The 20484-nt window shown below is 72.2% G+C and carries 17 protein-coding genes; 16 read left to right on the top strand and 1 reads right to left on the bottom strand.

The annotated features are described in order from the left end of the window. The first annotated feature begins 22 nt into the window (after positions 1-22). From AC2TEW_RS28540 to AC2TEW_RS28615, 16 genes are all read left to right on the top strand, one after another. Positions 23-1222 carry a sensor histidine kinase gene (locus AC2TEW_RS28540; protein WP_484626236.1) on the top strand — a complete coding sequence of 400 codons (1200 nt, stop codon included), beginning with the start codon at positions 23-25 and terminating at the stop codon, positions 1220-1222. Between the two features lie 49 nt (positions 1223-1271). After that, positions 1272-1961 carry a response regulator gene (locus AC2TEW_RS28545; RefSeq protein ID WP_484626237.1) on the top strand — a complete coding sequence of 230 codons (690 nt, stop codon included), beginning with the start codon at positions 1272-1274 and terminating at the stop codon, positions 1959-1961. Positions 1962-2273: 312 nt separating this feature from the next. Further along, on the top strand, positions 2274-3221 hold the full coding sequence (locus tag AC2TEW_RS28550) for a Rossmann-like and DUF2520 domain-containing protein (protein WP_484626238.1): 948 nt from the start codon (positions 2274-2276) through the stop codon (positions 3219-3221). Next, a complete protein-coding gene (gene panC / locus AC2TEW_RS28555) occupies positions 3221-4123 on the top strand; it encodes a pantoate--beta-alanine ligase (RefSeq protein WP_484626239.1) in 903 nt (300 codons plus the stop codon). Before AC2TEW_RS28550 ends, panC begins: the two co-directional genes overlap by 1 nt. Positions 4124-4202: 79 nt before the next feature. Next, on the top strand, positions 4203-4679 hold the full coding sequence (panD, locus tag AC2TEW_RS28560) for an aspartate 1-decarboxylase (protein WP_484626240.1): 477 nt from the start codon (positions 4203-4205) through the stop codon (positions 4677-4679). A 16-nt stretch (positions 4680-4695) separates the two neighbouring features. Next, a complete protein-coding gene (locus AC2TEW_RS28565; protein WP_484626241.1) occupies positions 4696-6366 on the top strand; it encodes an L-aspartate oxidase in 1671 nt (556 codons plus the stop codon). A gap of 53 nt (positions 6367-6419) precedes the next feature. Next, positions 6420-7397, top strand: a complete 978-nt coding sequence (nadC, locus tag AC2TEW_RS28570; protein ID WP_484626242.1) for a carboxylating nicotinate-nucleotide diphosphorylase — start codon at positions 6420-6422, stop codon at positions 7395-7397. 27 nt (positions 7398-7424) lie between these two features. After that, positions 7425-8222 (top strand): type III pantothenate kinase, encoded by a 798-nt coding sequence (locus AC2TEW_RS28575; RefSeq protein ID WP_033821633.1) that lies wholly within the window; start codon positions 7425-7427, stop codon positions 8220-8222. A 190-nt stretch (positions 8223-8412) separates the two neighbouring features. Continuing rightward, positions 8413-9198, top strand: a complete 786-nt coding sequence (locus AC2TEW_RS28580; protein ID WP_484626243.1) for a hypothetical protein — start codon at positions 8413-8415, stop codon at positions 9196-9198. Positions 9199-9367: 169 nt separating this feature from the next. Beyond that, positions 9368-10918: a bifunctional lysylphosphatidylglycerol synthetase/lysine--tRNA ligase LysX gene (gene lysX, locus AC2TEW_RS28585; protein ID WP_484626244.1), complete on the top strand. Its 1551-nt coding sequence runs from the start codon at positions 9368-9370 to the stop codon at positions 10916-10918. A gap of 4 nt (positions 10919-10922) precedes the next feature. Continuing rightward, positions 10923-11078, top strand: coding sequence for a hypothetical protein (locus tag AC2TEW_RS28590; RefSeq protein WP_484626245.1), 156 nt, complete (start codon positions 10923-10925; stop codon positions 11076-11078). Positions 11079-11179: 101 nt separating this feature from the next. Then, the gene (locus tag AC2TEW_RS28595; RefSeq protein ID WP_484626246.1) at positions 11180-11698 is read left to right on the top strand and encodes a BlaI/MecI/CopY family transcriptional regulator; all 519 of its coding nucleotides are present in this window, start codon (positions 11180-11182) and stop codon (positions 11696-11698) included. 9 nt (positions 11699-11707) lie between these two features. Then, positions 11708-12238: an amino-acid N-acetyltransferase gene (locus AC2TEW_RS28600; RefSeq protein WP_484626247.1), complete on the top strand. Its 531-nt coding sequence runs from the start codon at positions 11708-11710 to the stop codon at positions 12236-12238. A gap of 131 nt (positions 12239-12369) precedes the next feature. After that, positions 12370-12720 (top strand): histone-like nucleoid-structuring protein Lsr2, encoded by a 351-nt coding sequence (locus AC2TEW_RS28605; protein ID WP_033821627.1) that lies wholly within the window; start codon positions 12370-12372, stop codon positions 12718-12720. Positions 12721-13562: 842 nt separating this feature from the next. Then, complete coding sequence (locus tag AC2TEW_RS28610; protein WP_033819982.1) at positions 13563-16076, top strand: ATP-dependent Clp protease ATP-binding subunit; 2514 nt, start codon at positions 13563-13565, stop codon at positions 16074-16076. A gap of 346 nt (positions 16077-16422) precedes the next feature. Then, a complete protein-coding gene (locus AC2TEW_RS28615) occupies positions 16423-18777 on the top strand; it encodes an immune inhibitor A domain-containing protein (RefSeq protein WP_484626248.1) in 2355 nt (784 codons plus the stop codon). A 112-nt stretch (positions 18778-18889) separates the two neighbouring features. Here AC2TEW_RS28615 and AC2TEW_RS28620 read toward each other — a convergent pair whose 3' ends face one another. Next, positions 18890-20059 carry a threonine aldolase family protein gene (locus AC2TEW_RS28620; RefSeq protein ID WP_484626249.1) on the bottom strand — a complete coding sequence of 390 codons (1170 nt, stop codon included), beginning with the start codon at positions 20057-20059 and terminating at the stop codon, positions 18890-18892. Between the last annotated feature and the right edge of the window lie 425 nt (positions 20060-20484).

Genomic DNA, 20484 nt, shown 5'->3' on the forward strand with positions numbered 1-20484 from the left:
GGCGACTCCCTAGGCTGGAATCGTGCATCGACTCAACGCCTGGCTCCGCCGACACCCCATGGTGGTGGACTCCGCCTGGGCGCTGCCGGTTCTCTTCTTCGGCGTCCTGGCGGCGGTCGAACAGGACGGTCAGGAGCTCCTGGGCGTGCTGGTCGCCCTCGCGATCCCGCTGCTGATGGTGTTCCGGCGGCGCAACCCGGACGCCACCTCGGCGCTGGCCGTCCTGCTGGGTCTGTCACAGATCGCGTTCAACATCAGTCCGAGCTTCTCCAGCATCGGCTACCTGATCTTCGCGTACACCGGCGCCGCCTTCGGCACCCCGTGGACGTCCCGGCTGATGCTGGCGGCCGGGGTCGCCGCCGGGCCGCTGACGGTGTGGCGGTTCGCCTCCGGGGCCGACCACAGCGACTCGCCGCAGGACTTCCCGCGGGCGCTGTTCCTGGCCGCGCTGATGACCACCCCGTTCATCCTGTGCTGGGCCTGGGGCCGGCTGACCCGGGTGCGGCGGGCGTACCTGATCGAGCTGGAGGACCGGGCCTCGCGGCTGGAGCGCGAGCGCGACGCCCAGTCCAAGGTGGCGGTCGCGGCGGAGCGCGCCCGGATCGCCCGCGAACTGCACGACGTGGTCGCGCACAACGTCTCGGTGATGATCGTCCAGGCCGACGGCGCCGCCTACGTGCTGGACAACTCCCCGCAGCAGGCCAAGGAGGCGCTCGGCACGATCGCCGCCACCGGCCGGCAGGCGCTGGTGGAGATGCGCCGCCTGCTGGGGGTGCTGCGCACCGCCGACACCACCGAGGAGTACGTGCCGCAGCCCGGCGTCGAGGAGCTGCCGGAGCTGCTGGAGCAGGTCAGGACCGCCGGTCTGCCGGTCGAGTTCACCGCCACCGGCGACCAGCGGGGGCTGCCGCGCGGCCTGGAGCTGACGGTGTACCGCATCGTGCAGGAGGCGCTGACCAATGTCCGCAAGCACGGCGGCCCCGGGGCCAGGGCCCGGGTGGCGGTCGACTTCCGCGAGCGGGACCTGGAGGTCCTGATCGAGGACGACGGCCGGGGGTCGACCGCCGAGCAGCTGGTCGACGGTGGTGCCGACGGCCACGGCCATGGTCTGATCGGCATGCGCGAACGGGTCGGCATGGTCAGCGGCAGCCTCGACATCGGCCCCCGGCCCGGCGGCGGCTTCCGGATCCGGGCGGTCCTCCCCCTCAAGCCGGCCAAGTAGCGTCAGGCCGGCGCAGCAGCGACGGCGACCGAGCGACAAGGAGTCTCACGTGACCATCCGGGTGATGCTGGTGGACGATCAGGAACTGCTCCGCACGGGCTTCCGGATGGTGCTCCAGTCGCAGGGCGACATCGAGATCGCGGCCGAGGCCGGCGACGGCGCCCAGGCCCTGGAGCTGCTGCGGACCACCCAGGTGGACGTGATCCTGATGGACGTCCGGATGCCCCGGCTGGACGGTGTCCAGGCGACCCGCCGGATCTGCCTGGGCGAGGACGGCACGCCGGTCGAGGGCGCCCCGCACGTGCTCATCCTGACCACCTTCGACCTGGACGAGTACGCCTTCGCCGCGCTCAAGGCCGGGGCCAGCGGCTTCCTGCTCAAGGACGTCCCGCCGACCGAGCTGGTGGCGGCGATCCGGTCGGTGCACGCCGGTGACGCGGTGGTCGCGCCGACCACCACCCGGCGCATGATCGACCGCTTCGCGGAGGTGCTCCCCACCCCGGCCTCCGCGCCCGGCCCCACCACGCTCGGCCCGCTCACCGAGCGCGAGCGCGAGGTCTTCCTGCTGGTCGCCCAGGGCCTGTCCAACGGCGAGATCGCCGCCCGGCTGGTGCTGTCCGAGGCCACCGTGAAGACCCACGTCGGCCGGATCCTCGCCAAGCTCGGCCTGCGCGACCGCGTCCAGGCCGTCGTCCTCGCCTACGAGGCCGGCCTGATCCGGGCGGGCGCCACCGACTGAGCCGCCACCGACCGAGCCACCGACCGCGCCGCCACCGACCGCGCCGAGGTCGCGCGGCGCACCCGACGGAACGGCTCCCGCCCTGCCCCGCCACGCTCCCGGGAACGGCCCGGACACCGGGTCCCCGAGTGGTTCCGCCGCCCTCGGCCCATCGTGGCAGCGGCCGCCGCGGCGGGGAAGGGCCGGCGCCACGAGCCACCGCTCCGGGTGACCGGGCAGTGCCCGGGCGGTCGCCGGGGCGGCCGTAGAATGACGCGGTACGTCTGGTACCCGCAGAGGACCGGAACGGAAGTTAAGGACGAGGGCCGAGCCGTGAGCACGTCCGACCACGCAGGTTTCCCCGCCGCGGCCGACCCGTTCGGCGACCCGCTGGACCCGGGGAACCGCCCCGCCCGCCTCGCCGTAGGCGTGGTCGGGACGGGCCGGGTCGGTCCCGCACTGGGTGCGGCGCTCCAGCTGGCGGGCCACCGGGTGGTGGCCGCGTCCGGGGTGTCGGCGGCCTCGCGGCGCCGGGCCGAGGCGCTGCTGCCGGGGGTCCGGCTGGTCTCCCCGCCGCAGGTGCTGGCCGCCGCCGACCTGGTCCTGCTGACGGTGCCGGACGACGCGCTCGCGGACCTGGTGGCCGGGCTGGCCGCCACCGGCGCGGTGCGGCCCGGGCAGATCGTGGTGCACACCTCGGGCGCGCACGGGGTCGCCGTCCTGGAGCCGGCCACCCGGGCCGGCGGGCTGCCGCTGGCGCTGCACCCGGCGATGACCTTCACCGGCACCTCGGTGGACGTGGCCCGGCTGGCCGGCTGCCCGTTCGGGGTGACCGCGCCCGAGGAGCTGCGGCCGGTGGCCGAGGCCCTGGTGGTGGAGATGGGCGGCGAGCCGGAGTGGGTGCCGGAGCAGGTCCGGGCGCTCTACCACACGGCGCTCGCGCACGGGGCGAACCACCTGGTCACCCTGGTCGCGCAGGCGATGGAGCTGCTGCGCTCGGCCGGGGTGGCCGAGCCCGGGCAGTTGCTGGGCCCGCTGCTCGGCGCGGCCCTGGACAACACCCTGCGGGCCGGCGACGCGGCCCTGACCGGCCCGGTCGCCCGCGGTGACGTCGGCACCGTGCGCCGGCACCTGGACCAGCTCGCTACGGTGGCCCCGGACATCGGGCAGGCGTACCGCGCGATGGCCCGGGCCACCGCGCAGCGGGCGGTCCGCGGCGGGTCTCTGGCAGCAGAGCCGGCGGCGGCCCTGCTGGACGTACTGAACGAGGAGAAGCACTGATGGCGGGCAAGAACCAGCGCGGCGGCAAGCCGGCGCCCAAGGTCCACAAGGCCGAGCTCACGCACACCGTGGCGGACTTCGAGGCGGCCTTCTGGCCGGACGAGCAGCCGGTGGACAACGCGGTGGTGATGACCATGGGCGCACTGCACGAGGGCCACGCCGCGCTGATCCGGGCCGCCCGCAAGCAGGTCGGCCGGGACGGCCGGGTCGCGGTGACGGTCTTCGTCAACCCGCTCCAGTTCGGCGCCGGCGAGGACCTGGAGCGCTATCCGCGCAACCTGGCCGCCGACCTGCGGCTGGCCGAACAGGCGGGCGCGGACGTGGTGTTCGCGCCGACCACCGAGGAGATGTACCCGAACGGCGAGCCGCTGGTGCGGCTGGCCGCGGGCCCGATGGGCGAGCGGTTCGAGGGCGCGTCCCGCCCCGGGCACTTCGACGGCATGCTGACCGTGGTCGCCAAGCTGCTGCACATCACCGACCCGGACTTCGCGTTCTTCGGCGAGAAGGACGCACAGCAGCTGGCGATCGTCCAGCGGATGGTGGCCGACCTGGACTTCGACGTGGAGATCGTCGGCGTGCCGACCGTCCGGGAGGAGGACGGCCTGGCACTGTCCTCGCGCAACCGGTTCCTGTCCGAGTCCGAGCGCGGGCAGGCGCTGGCGCTGTCCCGGGCGCTGTTCGCCGGGCGGGACGCCGGTGCGCAGGGCCCGAAGGCCGTCCGCGAGGCCGCGGCGGCCGCCCTCGACACCGCCGACGGTGTCGACCTCGACTACCTCGCCCTGATCGACCCGGACACCTTCACCGAGGCGCCGGACGACTTCCAGGGCGAGGCGGTGCTGGCCGTGGCCGCGAAGGTGGGGTCCACCCGCCTGATCGACAACGTCCGCATCATCGTCCGCTAGGACCCCGCCAGCAGTCCCCGACTGCGGCTCCCCCACCCCGTAGCCGAAGTAGGCATGCACTCACAGGAGGCGTGACCAGATGCTCCGCACCATGCTCAAGTCCAAGATCCACCGGGCCACCGTGACCCAGGCCGACCTGCACTACGTCGGCTCGGTCACGGTGGACGAGGACCTGCTCGACGCGGCCGACCTGCTGCCCGGCGAGCTGGTCCACATCGTCGACGTGACCAACGGCGCCCGGCTGGAGACGTACACCATCGCCGGCCCGCGCGGCTCCGGCGTCATAGGCATCAACGGCGCCGCCGCCCACCTGGTGCACCCCGGCGACCTGGTGATCCTGATCGCCTACGGGCAGATGGACACCGCCGAGGCCAAGGCGTACCTGCCGAAGGTGGTGTTCGTGGACGCCGCCAACCGGGTCACCTCCATCGGGCCGGACGCCGCCGACGCCCCCGAGGGCAGCGGCCTGCTGCGCGGGGACCTGGGGGCCCCCGCGTCGCCGGGCCCGGGCGCGTACCGTGATGCCGACGGCGCGGCCCCGACCGCCGCGCACTGAAGGAGCAAGTGAAGCCATGTCGTCGTACCGCCTGACCGCTCCCGCCCCCGGCTGGACCACGACCACCGACGTCGTCGTGGTCGGCTCCGGGGTGGCCGGCCTCACCGTCGCGCTCAACGCCCGCAAGGCCGGCCTGCGGGCCATGGTGGTCACCAAGGCGATGCTCGACGACGGCTCCACCCGCTGGGCCCAGGGCGGCATCGCCGCCGCCCTGGGGCCCGGCGACACCCCCGAGCAGCACCTCGCCGACACCCTGGTGGCCGGTGCCGGGCTCTGCAACGAGGAGGCCGTGCGCACCCTGGTCACCGAGGGCCCGGACGCGGTCCGGCACCTGATCGCCACCGGTGCGGCCTTCGACAAGGACGACGAGGGCGAGATCCTGCTGACCCGCGAGGGCGGCCACCACCGCCGCCGGATCGCGCACGCCGGCGGCGACGCCACCGGCGCGGAGATATCGCGGGCGCTGGTCGAGGCGGTGCGCTCCGACCCGGGCGTCGAGCTGATCGAGCACGCGCTGGTGCTCGACCTGCTGACCGACGCGGCGGGCCACGCGGCCGGCCTGACCCTGCACGTGATGGGCGAGGGCCAGCGCGACGGCGTCGGCGCGATCCGCGCCCGGGCGGTGGTGCTGGCCACCGGCGGCATGGGCCAGGTGTTCTCCGCCACCACCAACCCGGCCGTCTCCACCGGGGACGGCGTGGCGCTGGCGCTGCGCGCCGGGGCCGAGGTGACCGACCTGGAGTTCGTCCAGTTCCACCCGACCGTGCTGTGGCTGGGCCCGGACGCCGAGGGCCAGCAGCCGCTGGTCTCCGAGGCGGTCCGCGGCGAGGGCGCGTACCTGGTGGACGCCGACGGCGTGCGCTTCATGGTCGGGCAGCACGAGCTGAACGAGCTGGCGCCCCGGGACATCGTCGCCAAGGCGATCACCCGGCGGATGGAGCTCACCGGTGCCGAGCACATGTACCTGGACGGGCGCCACTTCGGCGCCGCGATGTGGGCCGAGCGCTTCCCGACCATCCTGGCGTCCTGCCGCTCGCACGGCATCGACCCGGTCACCGACCTGATCCCGGTCGCACCCGCCGCGCACTACGCCTCCGGCGGCATCCGCACCGACCTGCACGGCCGCACCACCGTCCCGGGCCTGTACGCCTGCGGCGAGGTGGCCTGCACCGGCGTTCACGGCGCCAACCGGCTGGCCTCCAACTCACTGCTGGAGGGCCTGGTCTTCGCCGAGCGGATCGCCGCCGACCTGGCCGCCCGGCACCACGCCGGCGAGCTGCCCGAGCGGGCCGTCGACGTGGCGGGCGCCCGCGCCGCGCACCCGGTGCCGCTGCTCGCGCCCGAGGCGCGGGCCGACATCCAGCGGCTGATGTCCCGGGGCGCCGGCGTGCTGCGCTCGGCCGCCTCGATGGCTGCCACCGCCGCCGGGCTGACCGCCCTGGCCGGGGCCGCCCTGGCGCACGCCGCCGAGGAGAAGCCCGCCGACCCGCGGGTGGAGACCTGGGAGGCCACCAACCTGCACCTGGTCGCGACCGCCCTGGTCGCCGCCGCCGCGCAGCGCGCGGAGACCCGCGGCTGCCACTGGCGGGAGGACTTCCCCGAGCGCGACGACGCGCACTGGCAGCGCCACCTGGTGACCGTCCTCGCCGCCGACGGCACCCCCGTCAGCACCGTCGAGCCCCAGTAACCCCCTCGCCTTCCGCCCGGCCGCCGCCGGCGAACCCCCGCAAGGAGCACCCGATGACCCACGACCACGACCACGAGCACGCCGACCTCCCGCTGGCCGACCAGGGCTGCGGCGACGGCTGCGCCTGCGGCGACGGCGAGGCGTACGAGACCGGGCTGGACCCGGCGCTGGCCGAGCTGCTGGAGGAGGCCGGCCTGGACCCGGTCGAGGTGGAGGACATCGCCTCGCTGGCGCTGGCCGAGGACCTGGCCGGCGGCGAGGACGTCACCTCGGTCGCCACCGTGCCCGCCGACGCGGTCGCCACCGCCGACTTCACGGCCCGTCAGGCCGGTGTGGTGGCGGGCCTGCGGGTCGCCGAGGCCGTGGTCTCGCTGGTCTGCGAGGAGGAGTTCGAGGTCGAGCGGCACGTCGAGGACGGCGCCGCCGTCGAGGCCGGCCAGGTGCTGCTCTCGGTACGCAGCCGCACCCGCGACCTGCTCACCGCCGAGCGCTCGGCGCTCAACCTGCTCTGCCACCTGTCCGGCATCGCCACCGCCACCCGGGCCTGGGCCGACGCCCTGGAGGGCACCTCGGCGGTGGTCCGCGACACCCGCAAGACCACCCCGGGCCTGCGCTCGCTGGAGAAGTACGCGGTGCGCTGCGGCGGCGGGGCCAACCACCGGATGGCGCTCTCGGACGCGGCGCTGGTCAAGGACAACCACGTGGTGGCGGCCGGCGGGGTGGCCGAGGCGTTCAAGGCCGTCAAGGCGCTCTACCCGGAGCTGCCGGTCGAGGTGGAGGTCGACACCGTCGAGCAGATCCAGCCGGTGCTGGACGCCGGGGCGGAGCTGATCCTGCTGGACAACTTCACCGTGGCGCAGCTGAAGCAGGCCGTCGCACTGGTGGCCGGCAAGGCGAAGCTGGAAGCCTCCGGCGGTCTGACCCTGGCCACCGCGCGCGAGGTCGCCGACACTGGTGTCGACTACCTCGCCGTCGGCGCCCTGACCCACTCCTCGCCGATCCTGGACATCGGCCTGGACCTCCGCGCCTGACCTTTCGCCCGAGCCAGAAAGCACCCCATGCTCCTCACGATCGACGTCGGAAACACCCAGACCACGCTCGGCCTGTTCGACGGTGAGGAGATCGTCGAGCACTGGCGGATCTCGACCGACCCGCGCCGCACCGCGGACGAACTCGCGGTGCTGATGCAGGGCCTGATGGGTGCGCACCCCATCGTCTCCGCCTCGGACCGGGTGGAGGGGCTGGCGATCTGCTCCTCGGTGCCCGCCGTGCTCCACGAGCTCCGCGAGGTGACCCGCCGGTACTACGGCGACGTCCCCGCGGTGATCGTGGAGCCGGGGGTGAAGACCGGGGTGCACGTGCTGATGGACAACCCCAAGGAGGTCGGCGCGGACCGGATCGTCAACGCGCTGGCGGCCAACCACCTCTACGGCGGCCCGTGCATCGTGGTCGACTTCGGCACCGCGACCACCTTCGACGCCGTCAACGAGCGCGGCGACTACGTCGGCGGGGCGATCGCCCCCGGGATCGAGATCTCGGTCGAGGCGCTCGGCATGCGCGGTGCCCAGCTGCGCAAGATCGAGCTGGCCCGGCCGCGCAACGTGATCGGCAAGAACACCGTCGAGGGGATGCAGTCGGGCATCCTCTACGGCTTCGCCGGCCAGGTCGACGGCCTGGTCAACCGGATGGCCCGGGAGCTGTCCAAGGACCCGGACGACGTCCAGGTGATCGCCACCGGCGGGCTGGCCCCGCTGGTGCTCGGCGAGGCCGAGACCATCGACGTGCACGAGCCCTGGCTCACCCTGATCGGCCTGCGGCTGATCTTCGAGCGCAACCGCCCGGCCACCGCGGCCTGACGGCGCTCCGGCGTCCGCTCCGGCCGCGGGCCGCCGGGCCGGTGGTTCGGAGGCTGCCGGTCCGGACGGGAGCGGCCGTCCGCCGGGCTGCGGGGCCCCGGGACGGGCACCCGGGCGGACGTCGGGCCAAACGTGGGTTCTTGATCCGACACTCCCGACAAATCGGATATTCGTCACGTAGGGTCAGCGCATGCCTACGCCTCACGGATCGCGCGGCGGCATGGCGTTCAGCGCCGACGAAGTCCGCGTGCTGCGCCGCGCCCTCGCCCAAGCCCTCCACCCGGCCATGCCCGACCGCCTCCGGCCGCCCGCGCCGGTGCCCGAACTCTGGGCCGAGGACGTCCAGGAGGCCCTGCACCTCACCGAGGCGATCGACGAGGCCGTCGCGGAGGGCGGCCGGCTGCGGGCGTTCCTGCTCGCGGACCTCGCCCGCTACCGGGCCGCCCTGCCCGGCAGCGCGGCCGGCTACCTGGAACGGCTGGAGGAGGCCGTCGCGGACGGCTACCTGCCGTCCCCCGACGACCTCGCGGCGCTGCGCTCCCTCACCCGCAGGCCCTGCGGTCCGGCCGAGCGCTCCCGCCGGTCCCGGCTGGCCGGGCGCTGCCACGCGCTCGCCGAGGCCGAGGTCCGCGAGCGGCTCTCGCTCGGCACCGGTGCGCGCCACCTGACGGCGGTGCCCGACCAGGCCGCCGCACCCTTCGTCGCACCCACCTTCGCCGCGGCCCCCGACACCGCGGACCACCCAGTTGGAGGACGGATCCCGATGAGCAACTCCGCCCAGTCCGCCCGGATCACCACCGCCGGCCGCCCCCAGCCGGGCCGGCCCGCCGCCCAGGGCAAGCCGGGTCCGCACGACAAGCAGACCCACCAGCCGCGCCGGATGCCCACCCCCGCCGAACTGTTCGGCCGCCGCCCGCGCCCGGCGGACCGGACCGCGCCGCAGGAGGAGACCGAGCTGGCCACCGGCACCGGCTGAGCCGCCCGCACCCGGCCGCCCGGGGAGGTCCGGTCCACCGGGCCTCCCCCGCGCACGTCCGGGGCCGCCCGGCCGGCCCCGGGCCCCGCCCGCCGGGCCGGTGCGACGCGGCCGGGGCGGTGCCCCATCCCCTGACGGGAGCGGCCGTTCGGCTGGCTACCCTTGTGGGGTGACCGATCAGAGCACTGTCCCCGCGACCGACGACCTTCCCGAGCAGATGCGCGTCCGGCGCGAAAAGCTGGAGCGGCTCCGGGCGGCCGGCGTCGACCCGTACCCGGTCGGCTTCCCCCGCACCACCACCATCGCGGACCTCCGCGCCGCCCACCCCGACCTGGAGCCGGACACCGCGACCGGCGAGCGGGCCGGCGTGACCGGCCGGGTGGTCCTGGCCCGCACCGGCGGCAAGCTCTGCTTCGCCACCCTGCGGGACGGCTCCGGCGACCTCCAGGTGATGTTCTCCCTGGACAAGCTGGGCCCGGAGCGGCTGGCGGCCTGGAAGTCCGACATCGACCTGGGCGACCAGGTGGGCGTCGAGGGCGAGGTGATCACCTCCAAGCGCGGCGAGCTGTCCGTGATGGTCGACCGCTGGGAGCTCACCGCCAAGTGCCTGCGTCCGCTGCCGGACAAGCACAAGGGCCTGACCGACCCGGAGGCCCGGGTCCGCCAGCGGTACGTCGACCTGATCGTCAACCCCGAGGCGCGCGAGATCCTCCACCTGCGCAGCAAGGTGGTCCGCTCGATCCGCCGCACCTACGAGGAGCGCGGCTACATCGAGGTCGAGACCCCGATGCTGCAGCCGGTGCACGGCGGCGCCAACGCCCGCCCGTTCACCACCCACATCAACGCGTACGACATCGACCTCTTCCTGCGGATCGCCCCCGAGCTGTACCTCAAGCGGCTGGTGGTCGGCGGCGCCGAGAAGGTCTTCGAGATCAACCGCAACTTCCGCAACGAGGGCGCGGACTCCACCCACAACCCGGAGTTCACCTCGCTGGAGTCGTACGAGGCCTACGGCGACTACGACACCCAGGCCGAGCTGATCCGGGCGACCATCGTGAACGCCGCCCGCGACGCCCTCGGCACCACCGTGGTCCGGGGCATCGGCCCCGACGGCACCGAGCACGAGATCGACCTGGCCGAGCCGTGGGCCGAGGTCAGCGTCTACCCCGGCATCTCGGCCCGCCTGGGCAGCGAGATCACCCCCGACACCTCCGTCGAGGAGCTGCGCAAGCTCGCCGACGAGGCCGGCGTGCCCTACGAGAAGGAGTGGGGCCACGGCCAGATCGTGCTGGAGATGATCGAGCGGCTGCTGGAGCACAACGCGATCAAGCCGACCTTCATCCGGGACTACCCCACCGAGGTCTCGCCGCTGACCCGCCAGCACCGCTCGATCCCGGGCGTGGCCGAGAAGTGGGACCTGGTGATCTTCGGTACCGAGATCGGCACCGCCTACTCCGAGCTGATCGACCCGGTCGAGCAGCGGGCCCGGCTGACCGCCCAGTCCCTGCTGGCGGCCGGCGGCGACGTCGAGGCGATGCAGGTGGACGAGGACTTCCTGCGCGCCCTGGAGTACGCGATGCCCCCCACCGGCGGCCTGGGCCTCGGGGTGGACCGCCTGATCATGCTGCTCACCGGCAAGAACATCCGGGAGACGGTGCTCTTCCCGATCGTGAAGCCCGAAGCCAAGCAGGCGGCCGCGGCCGCCGCCGAGGAGGAGTGACCTGATGGACTACGTCAGCGCGATCGTGCCGCCGCTGGTCATGGCGATCGGCTTCGGCTTCCTGGTGCGGGCGATCATCCGCAGCCAGGGCGGGGCCCAGCGGGCCAAGGAGGACGCCGCCGCCGACGCCCTCGCCGCCCGTTCCACCGCGGGCGAATAGCAGCCGCGACCGGCGCGCCGTCACCCCAGCGGGTGGCGGCGCGCCGGTGTCGTTTCCGCCGGGGCCGATTCTGTCCGAAACACCCCTATCCTGGCCGGACTATGGTGCGGCAACTCGGAGAACTCGAGAACGACATCATGACCAGGGTGTGGCAGTGGAACCGCCCGGTCACGGTTCGCGAGGTTCTGCTGGATCTGCAGGCGGAACGCGAAATCGCGTACACGACGGTGATGACCGTGCTCGACAAGCTGTACCGAAAGGGCTGGCTGCGGCGGGAGCAGGCGGGCCGGGCGTATCGATATGAGCCGGTCTCGTCCCGCGAGGCATACACCGCCGCGCTGATGAACGACGCGTGGGCGACCAGTGACAATCCGGCCGCGGCGCTGGTGCACTTCTTCGGCCTGATGTCGCCCGAGCAGCGCGACGCCCTCCGGGACGCGCTGCGGGTGGCGGGCCCGTTCCCGGATACCGCGCCGGTCGATACGCCCCCGACCGATAGCCCGCCGAGCGATACGCCGCCGCCCGATACCGCGCCGGCCGATACGCCGGTGGCCGATACCGGGCGCCCCGATACGCCGCCGGGCGATACCGGGGAGACCCCTCGGCCGCCCGCACGATAACGTCCCGCCATGGAGGTCACCATCCGCCGGGCGCGGACCACCGATGTGCGGGCCGTGCGAGGGCTCATCGACGCCTACTCGCGGGACGGGATTCTGCTGGACAAGCCCACAGTCACATTGTTCGAATCGGTGCAGGAGTTCTGGGTCGCCGAACGCGACGACACCGGCACGGTGGTCGCCTGCGGCGCCCTGCACGTGATGTGGGAGGACCTGGCCGAGGTGCGCACCCTGGCGGTGGACCCGGCCTGCAAGGGCCACGGCCTCGGCCACCTGGTGCTGGACAAGCTGCTGCAGACCGCACGCTGGCTGGGAGTCCGTCGGATTTTCTGCTTGACGTTCGAGGTCGACTTCTTCGCGAAACACGGTTTCGTCGAGATCGGTGAAACCGACGATCGTACGTCAGACCCGACCGCCGTCGCCACGGAAGTCTATGAAGAACTCCTGCGCTCGTACGATGAAGGTGTCGCGGAGTTCCTGGACCTGGAGCGGGTGAAGCCGAACACCCTCGGCAACTCCCGCATGCTGCTGCGACTCTACTGAGTCCGGGCGCGCGCCGAGTGCCTTGTCGCGCATGTCGCACACCCCCGGGGCCGCCCGGGGGTTTGTGTTTTCCGGGAAAAGGCGGTTTCCTTTCTCCAGGCAATGAGTTGTTGACACGGAAAGGGAAGCCCGTGGCACAGAGGGTTCAGGTCATTCTGGAAGACGATCTCGACGGCGGCTCGGCGGACGAGACGGTCACGTTCGCGCTGGACGGTGTTGCCTACGAGATCGACCTGAAGAGCGACAACGCGGAGAAGCTGCGCGGCCTGCTGGCCCCGTACGTCGAGAAGGGCCGCAAGCAGAGCGGGCGGCTCAGCGCCCCCCGCCGCAGCAGCGGCCGGGCGGCCGGCCGGTCCTCCGCGGGCCAGCCGGACACCGCGAAGATCCGGAACTGGGCGAAGGAGAACGGCTACCAGGTCAACGACCGCGGCCGGGTGCCCAGCAACGTGCGCGAGGACTACGAGAAGGCGCACGCCTCCTGACCCCACCGGGGTCATCCAGGGCGTCGGCGCCGGGACCGGCAGGTCACGGGCGCGGGCGTCCGCCAGGCCGTCGCACAGCCGCCGCAGACCGGGCGGGCCCAGGTTCAGGGCCGGGCCGCCCGTTCCCGGCCGCGGCCGGACCGCAGCGCGGCCCGGCGCCGTCGGGCGCCCGCACGGCGGCGGCCGCAGTTCCGCCCGGGCACGGCCCGCCGGGGCGCGGGCCGGAGCGTCCGCCGTCCGGACCGGGACGGTCCACGAGCGGCGGGACGGTCCCGGGCTGTGCAACGCTGTAAGGGCGAAGCGGTCACGCGGACGGCACCTGATCGGGTGGCCGGCCGATCCGGCGCCGGTCGTCCGGCCGCCGCGGCGGACCCCACCCGGGTCGAGTGCGGCTCGCGGGCCGGCCGAGCCGTCGTCAGCTCGGCGGCCGGGCCGGACGGATCGGCCGCCGGACTTCTCGCCAGGCGAACACCGCCACCCGGGAAACTGCGCGAAACTCGCCGGAATACCGGGTATGAATGCAGGCGGGAGGGGTCGAACGGCCCCGACCGCTGGCAGGATGCGAGACCGGCCGCCCCGCCCTCGGCAGTGCTTGTTCGCCGATGGCGTAGCGGTATCGGGTGCATCGGGCCCACCTGTGGGAACACCGTCTCCCAGCATCAGGTTGGGACTGGTGTCGGCTGGTCGCGCTGCATGATTCCCCACGCGAGTGGGGTTGACTCTTCTCGTCCGGCGACGGGCGGGAGAGGCCCATGGCCGCGCCGCTGAGCGGGACTAGCATGCGGAAGGACAGGGCGGGGACGGACCCCGAACTGACCGACCGCTCTGAGGAGCGATTAACGATGTTCGAGAGGTTCACCGACCGCGCGCGGCGGGTTGTCGTCCTGGCTCAGGAAGAAGCCCGGATGCTCAACCACAACTACATCGGCACCGAGCACATTCTCCTGGGCCTGATCCACGAGGGCGAGGGTGTCGCCGCCAAGGCGCTGGAGAGCCTCGGGATCTCGCTCGAGGCGGTCCGCCAGCAGGTCGAGGAGATCATCGGGCAGGGCCAGCAGGCACCGTCCGGTCACATTCCCTTCACCCCCCGGGCGAAGAAGGTCCTGGAGCTGTCGCTCCGCGAGGCCCTCCAGCTCGGCCACAACTACATCGGCACCGAGCACATCCTGCTCGGCCTGATCCGCGAGGGCGAGGGCGTCGCCGCCCAGGTCCTGGTGAAGCTGGGCGCCGACCTCAACCGGGTGCGCCAGCAGGTCATCCAGCTGCTCTCGGGTTACCAGGGCAGCAAGGAGTCGGCCCCGGCCGGCGGCCCCGCCGAGGGCACCCCCTCCACCTCGCTGGTCCTCGACCAGTTCGGGCGCAACCTCACCCAGGCCGCCCGCGAGGCCAAGCTCGACCCGGTGATCGGGCGCGAGAAGGAGATCGAGCGGGTCATGCAGGTGCTGTCCCGCCGCACCAAGAACAACCCCGTGCTGATCGGTGAGCCCGGCGTCGGCAAGACCGCCGTCGTCGAGGGCCTGGCCCAGGCGATCGTCAAGGGCGAGGTCCCGGAGACGCTCAAGGACAAGCAGCTGTACACGCTGGACCTGGGCGCCCTGGTGGCCGGTTCGCGGTACCGCGGTGACTTCGAGGAGCGCCTGAAGAAGGTGCTCAAGGAGATCCGCACCCGCGGCGACATCATCCTGTTCATCGACGAGCTGCACACCCTGGTCGGCGCGGGCGCCGCCGAGGGCGCGATCGACGCCGCGTCGATCCTCAAGCCGATGCTGGCCCGCGGTGAGCTCCAGACCATCGGTGCCACCACGCTCGACGAGTACCGCAAGCACCTGGAGAAGGACGCCGCGCTGGAGCGCCGCTTCCAGCCGATCCAGGTCGCGGAGCCGTCTCTGCCGCACACCATCGAGATCCTCAAGGGCCTGCGGGACCGCTACGAGGCGCACCACCGGGTGTCCATCACGGACGCCGCGCTGGTGGCCGCCGCGACCCTGGCCGACCGGTACATCTCGGACCGCTTCCTGCCGGACAAGGCGATCGACCTGATCGACGAGGCCGGCTCCCGGATGCGCATCCGCCGGATGACCGCGCCGCCGGACCTCCGCGAGTTCGACGAGAAGATCGCCGACGTGCGCCGCGAGAAGGAGAGCGCGATCGACGCGCAGGACTTCGAGAAGGCCGCGTCCCTGCGCGACAACGAGAAGCAGCTCCTGCAGGCCAAGGCCAAGCGGGAGAAGGAGTGGAAGGCCGGCGACATGGACGTCGTCGCCGAGGTGGACGAGGAGCTGATCGCCGAGGTGCTGGCGACGGCCACCGGCATCCCGGTCTTCAAGCTCACCGAGGAGGAGTCCTCCCGGCTGCTGCGCATGGAGGACGAGCTGCACAAGCGCGTCATCGGCCAGAAGGACGCCATCAAGGCGCTCTCGCAGGCCATCCGGCGCACCCGGGCGGGCCTCAAGGACCCGAAGCGCCCCGGTGGCTCGTTCATCTTCGCCGGCCCGTCCGGTGTCGGTAAGACCGAGCTGTCCAAGACGCTGGCGGAGTTCCTGTTCGGCGACGAGGACGCGCTGATCGCGCTCGACATGTCCGAGTTCTCCGAGAAGCACACGGTCTCCCGGCTGTTCGGCTCCCCGCCCGGCTACGTGGGCTACGAGGAGGGCGGCCAGCTGACCGAGAAGGTCCGCCGCAAGCCGTTCTCGGTGGTGCTGTTCGACGAGGTCGAGAAGGCGCACCCGGACATCTTCAACTCGCTGCTGCAGATCCTGGAGGACGGTCGCCTGACCGACTCCCAGGGCCGGGTGGTCGACTTCAAGAACACGGTCATCATCATGACCACCAACCTCGGCACCCGGGACATCTCCAAGGGCTTCAACCTCGGCTTCGCGGCCACGGGTGACGCCCAGACCGGGTACGAGCGGATGAAGGCCAAGGTCAGCGAGGAGCTCAAGCAGCACTTCCGGCCCGAGTTCCTGAACCGTGTCGACGACATCGTGGTCTTCCACCAGCTGTCCGAGGAAGACATCATCCAGATCGTCGACCTGATGATCGACAAGGTGGACGGCCGGCTGAAGGACCGCGACATGGGCCTGGAGCTCAGCGTCGAGGCCAAGAAGCTGCTCGCCAAGCGCGGCTACGACCCGCTGCTCGGTGCCCGTCCGCTGCGCCGGACCATCCAGCGCGAGATCGAGGACCACCTCTCCGAGAAGATCCTCTTCGGTGAGCTGCGGGCCGGTCAGATCGTGGTGGTCGGCACGGAGGGTGAGGGCAAGGAGGCCAAGTTCACCTTCCGCGGCGAGGAGAAGTCGGCGGTGGCCGACACCCCGGCCGCGGTGAGCACCGCGGGTCCGGATCTCACCAAGTAGTAACCTCGACCGAATAGCGCCGCGGCCCCGACCCAGTGTCGGGGCCGCGGCGTTTTCAGTTGCAAAACTGTTTACGGATCCAATTGCTGTGAAAATCCAGACTTTTCACCCTTGGAGCACGATCCGGGCGGTCCTACGGATACGAACGGGGCCCTGACGGCGGGGCTTAGCAACCGATTTGACTGACTATCAGCTGATCCGGGCGGCCGGGAGGATAGCGGCGTGGCCATGCCATGGTCAAGGTCTTTCTTTTTTACTAGCTCTTGGATCAAATGTCGTCCACCTGTCTTTCATTGGTTCACCGGCTGGCCAAGAGCTGTGCCGGTAAGGGGAGGACGTCACCACGTTGAAGATATCCAGGAAGGCCGCCGCGGCCGCCGCTGCCGTCGCGGCCGTCGCCGCGCTCGGCGCGGGGATGCTCCCGGGAACGGCCGTCGCCGCCCCGAACGCTGTCCCCCGTGACCCGGCCGACGCAGCCCTGAGCACCAAGCTCGACGACTCGCTTCCCGGCCCGCTCTCCGGGAAGGTCGAGGCCGAGCAGAAGGCGGCCGTCGACCAGCTGGTCAACGGCACCGCCACCATCGAGTCGCACGGCGGTGGCACCAGCATCAAGCTGGGCCGTGACAAGTACGTGGAGCTCGGTCGCGAGCGCACGGACAAGATTTTCACCATCCTCGTCGACTTCAGCGACCAGGTGGACAACACCACCAAGCTGCCCGACGGCACCGTCAAGTACGGCGGCACCCCCGGCCCGGCGCACAACCAGATCGCCGCGCCGGACCGGGCGACCAACAACTCGACCGCCTGGCAGGCTGATTACAACCAGCAGCACTACCAGGACCTGTACTTCTCGAAGACCGGCGACTCGCTGAAGACCTTCTACGAGCGTCAGTCCTCGGGCCGGTACTCGGTCGACGGCCAGGTCACCGACTGGGTCAAGGTGCCGTGGAACGAGGCCCGTTACGGCTCGGACTACTGCGGCCAGCACGTCTGCAACAACGCGCAGGACCTGATCCGCGACGGCATCAACGCCTGGGTCGCCGACCAGAAGGCCAAGGGCCAGACGGACGCGCAGATCAAGGCCACGATCGCCGGCTACGACCAGTGGGACCGGTACGACTACGACCACGACGGCAACTTCAACGAGCCCGACGGTTACATCGACCACTTCCAGATCGTGCACGCCGGTGAGGACCAGTCGGCCGGCGGCGGCGCCCAGGGCACCAACGCCCTGTGGGCCCACCGCTCGTACGTCTACGGCGCGCTGTCCGGCCAGGCCGGCCCGGACAACAACAAGCTCGGCGGCACCCCGGTCGGCACCTCCGGCATCTGGGTCGGCGACTACACCATGCAGCCCGAGAACGGCGGCCTCGGTGTCTTCGCGCACGAGTACGGCCACGACCTCGGTCTGCCGGACCTCTACGACACCTCCGGCTCCGGCAACGACAACTCGGTCGGCTTCTGGTCGCTGATGTCGTCCGGTTCCTGGCTCGGCACCGGCAAGAACGAGATCGGCGACAAGCCCGCCGACCTCGACGTCTGGAGCAAGCTGCAGCTCGGCTGGCTGAAGTTCGACAAGGCCCAGGCCGGCAAGGACTCGCTGCACTGGCTCGGCCCGGTGGAGTACAACACGAAGCGGCCGCAGGCCATCGTGATGGACCTGCCGAAGAAGACCGTCACCACCGAGATCAACACCCCGTTCGCGGGCGGCAACGAGTGGTGGAGCGGTAGCGCGGACGACCTGAACGTCTCGCTGACCCGCACCATCGACCTCACCGGCAAGACCTCGGCCAGCCTGTCGGCCAAGGCCTGGTACGAGCTCGAGACCGACTACGACTACGCCTACGGCGAGGTCTCCACCGACGGCGGCAAGAACTGGACCGCCGTCGCCGGTACCTTCAACGGCGCGGCGCTGCCGGTCGACGGTGCGAACCACCCGGCGATCAACGGCACCACCAACAACACCTGGGGCGACCTGGTCTTCCCGCTCGACGCCTACGCGGGCAAGAGCATCCAGTTCCGCTTCCACAACGTCACCGACGGCGGTGTCCACCTCAAGGGCCTCGCGATCGACGACGTGAAGGTCACCGCCGACAACGCGGCCGTCTTCACCGACGGTGCCGAGAACGGCGACAACGGCTGGACCGCGGCCGGCTTCTCCCGCATCACGGGCAAGTTCTCCAAGGACTACGCCCAGCACTACCTGGTGGAGAACCGTCAGTACGTCTCGTACGACACCATGCTGAAGACCGGCCCGTACGTCTTCGGTTCGGCCGCCAAGCCGAACATGGTCGAGCACTACGCCAACCAGAACGGTGTTCTGATCTGGCTGTGGGACGAGTCGCAGTCCGACAACAACGTCACCAACCACCCGGGCCAGGGTCTGATCCTCCCGATCGACTCGCACCCGGCCCCGCTGAAGTGGGCCGACGGCACCTACATGCGTCCGCGCCTGCAGGGCTACGACTCCACCTTCGGCTTCGAGCGCACCGACGGCCTGAAGCTCGACAAGGCCGACGTGCTCACGAAGATCCCGTCGTCGAAGGCCGTCAGCTCCTTCAACGACCACACCACCAAGTACTACGACCCTGCTACGCCGTTCAGCAGCGTCCAGGTTCCGGACACCCACACCCGGATCGACGTGCTGTGGCAGAGCTGGAACAACCTGGAGACCATCATCCGGGTCCACCCGGTGAAGTGACCTCGGGTCAGCTGATGCTGATGCAGTGAACAGCTGCGGCCCCGGCGGGTTCCCCCCGCCGGGGCCGCGGTGCGTTCCGGGCGAACGGTGGGACCGGCCCCCGGGACCGGCCCTAGACCTGGGCGAGTTCCAGGAAGAGGGCGACCGCCTCGGTGATCTCCCTGGGCGTCCAGTCCAGCGCGGCCGCGGAGGCCGTGATCTCGGTCATCGAGAAGCCCGGCAGCACCCCCGGCTCGTCCCAGCCGCCGAACAGGCCGACCCCCTGCAGCTCGGCGAGCCGGATGTTGGCCCGGTTCAGCGCGTGCGCCGGGTACGGCAGCCAGAACTGGAACTGGTGGGTGTGCGGCGGATCCGGGTTGACCCGGCCCCCGGGCGTCGCCGCCAGCGCCGCGGCCACCTCCTTGGCGTTGGCCACGTAGGCGTCCAGCCGCGGCAGTTCGGTGTCCAGCCCGGACAGCGCGGTGAGCACCGCGGGCCACTGCTGGAACAGCCGGCCCCCGTACCGGTGCCGCCAGACCCGCACGCCCCGCGCGAACTCCTCGTCGCCCGCCACCAGCGCGCCACTGGTCGCACCGAGCGTCTTGTAGCAGGAGACGTAGACCGAGTTGGCGAGCGCGGCGATCTCCGGCAGCGTCCGGCCGAAGTGCGGCCCCGTCTCCCAGAGCCGGGCGCCGTCCAGGTGGACGTACGCGCCCAGCTCCCGGGCCGCCTCGACCAGCGCGGTCAGCTCCGGCCAGCTGGGCAGCACGAACCCGGCGTCCCGCAGCGGCAGTTCGAGCATCAGCGTGGTGAAGGGCTCGCCGAGCGCCCGCAGCTCCGCCGGGGTGGGCAGCCGCGGCGCCCGGGTCGGCCAGACCGTCCGCAGCCCGCTCAGCACCGAGTACGCGCGCTGCTCGTGCACCTCGGGGTGGGCCAGCGGGTGCATGGCGACCGTCCGGCCCTCGCCGTCCGCCCAGTACTGCAGGGCCGCCTGCTGGGCCATCGTGCCGGTCGGGAAGTAGACGGCGTCCGCCAGTCCGAGCAGGCCCGCCACCCGCCCCTCCAGGGCCCGTACGATGCCGCTGCCGTAGAAGTCCACGGCCTCGTCCAGGTCGTACAGCTCCTCCGCGCCCGCCGGGCCCTCCCCGCCGCCGGACAGGGCGGCCAGTGCGGCCAGCCGCTCCCGGATGGTCCGCGGCCGGGCCCCGGACAGGATCCGGTCGCACCCGCGCAGGGCCGCGAACCTGCGGGCGGGGTCGGTGGGCGGGGGGACGTCACCGGGCGGGCGGGCAGCTGCGCTCATGCCCCGATCATCGCCGATCCGCTGCCGCCCGGGCCGCTGTGACGCAGGCCCCTTGCCCGCGACGAGCGGGGGCGGGGCGCGCGAGCGGGCGGGTGAGTGGGCGCGTGAGCGGGCGCGCGAGCGGGTGGGTGAACCGCCGAGGGCGGGCGAGATCGGCCGAGATTCTCTGATTTGAGGTGGTTTGGCGGGGCCCCGCCGGTGGTACTGGTCACAGCCTGTCACCTCGGTACGAGGGCGGGTAGTAGGTCGTGCGGAGCGCGACCGGCCGGTGACCGCAGCTTCCCGCCGCCCCGCCCGCGGAACGATCGGGCCCCCGGCCCGGCGGCCCGCGCCGAAGATCGTCGCCCGCCCGGAGGGCCGCCGGAGCGCCGTCGGAGCGCCCCGCTCACTAGCGGCCGTAGTACGTCACACCGTTTGGGGCTGCT

The organism is Kitasatospora sp. NEAU-CNBT7, from assembly GCF_057220535.1.

What these genes read in the sequence shown, in the direction of transcription:
- panC (WP_484626239.1), top strand. Translation starts at nt 3,221, where the DNA reads ATGGCGGGCAAGAACCAGCGCGGCGGCAAGCCGGCGCCCAAGGTCCAC.
- panD (WP_484626240.1), top strand. Translation starts at nt 4,203, where the DNA reads ATGCTCCGCACCATGCTCAAGTCCAAGATCCACCGGGCCACCGTGACC.
- AC2TEW_RS28565 (WP_484626241.1), top strand. Translation starts at nt 4,696, where the DNA reads ATGTCGTCGTACCGCCTGACCGCTCCCGCCCCCGGCTGGACCACGACC.
- nadC (WP_484626242.1), top strand. Translation starts at nt 6,420, where the DNA reads ATGACCCACGACCACGACCACGAGCACGCCGACCTCCCGCTGGCCGAC.
- AC2TEW_RS28575 (WP_033821633.1), top strand. Translation starts at nt 7,425, where the DNA reads ATGCTCCTCACGATCGACGTCGGAAACACCCAGACCACGCTCGGCCTG.
- AC2TEW_RS28580 (WP_484626243.1), top strand. Translation starts at nt 8,413, where the DNA reads ATGCCTACGCCTCACGGATCGCGCGGCGGCATGGCGTTCAGCGCCGAC.
- AC2TEW_RS28590 (WP_484626245.1), top strand. Translation starts at nt 10,923, where the DNA reads ATGGACTACGTCAGCGCGATCGTGCCGCCGCTGGTCATGGCGATCGGC.
- AC2TEW_RS28595 (WP_484626246.1), top strand. Translation starts at nt 11,180, where the DNA reads ATGGTGCGGCAACTCGGAGAACTCGAGAACGACATCATGACCAGGGTG.
- AC2TEW_RS28600 (WP_484626247.1), top strand. Translation starts at nt 11,708, where the DNA reads ATGGAGGTCACCATCCGCCGGGCGCGGACCACCGATGTGCGGGCCGTG.
- AC2TEW_RS28610 (WP_033819982.1), top strand. Translation starts at nt 13,563, where the DNA reads ATGTTCGAGAGGTTCACCGACCGCGCGCGGCGGGTTGTCGTCCTGGCT.
- AC2TEW_RS28620 (WP_484626249.1), bottom strand. Translation starts at nt 20,059, where the DNA reads ATGAGCGCAGCTGCCCGCCCGCCCGGTGACGTCCCCCCGCCCACCGAC.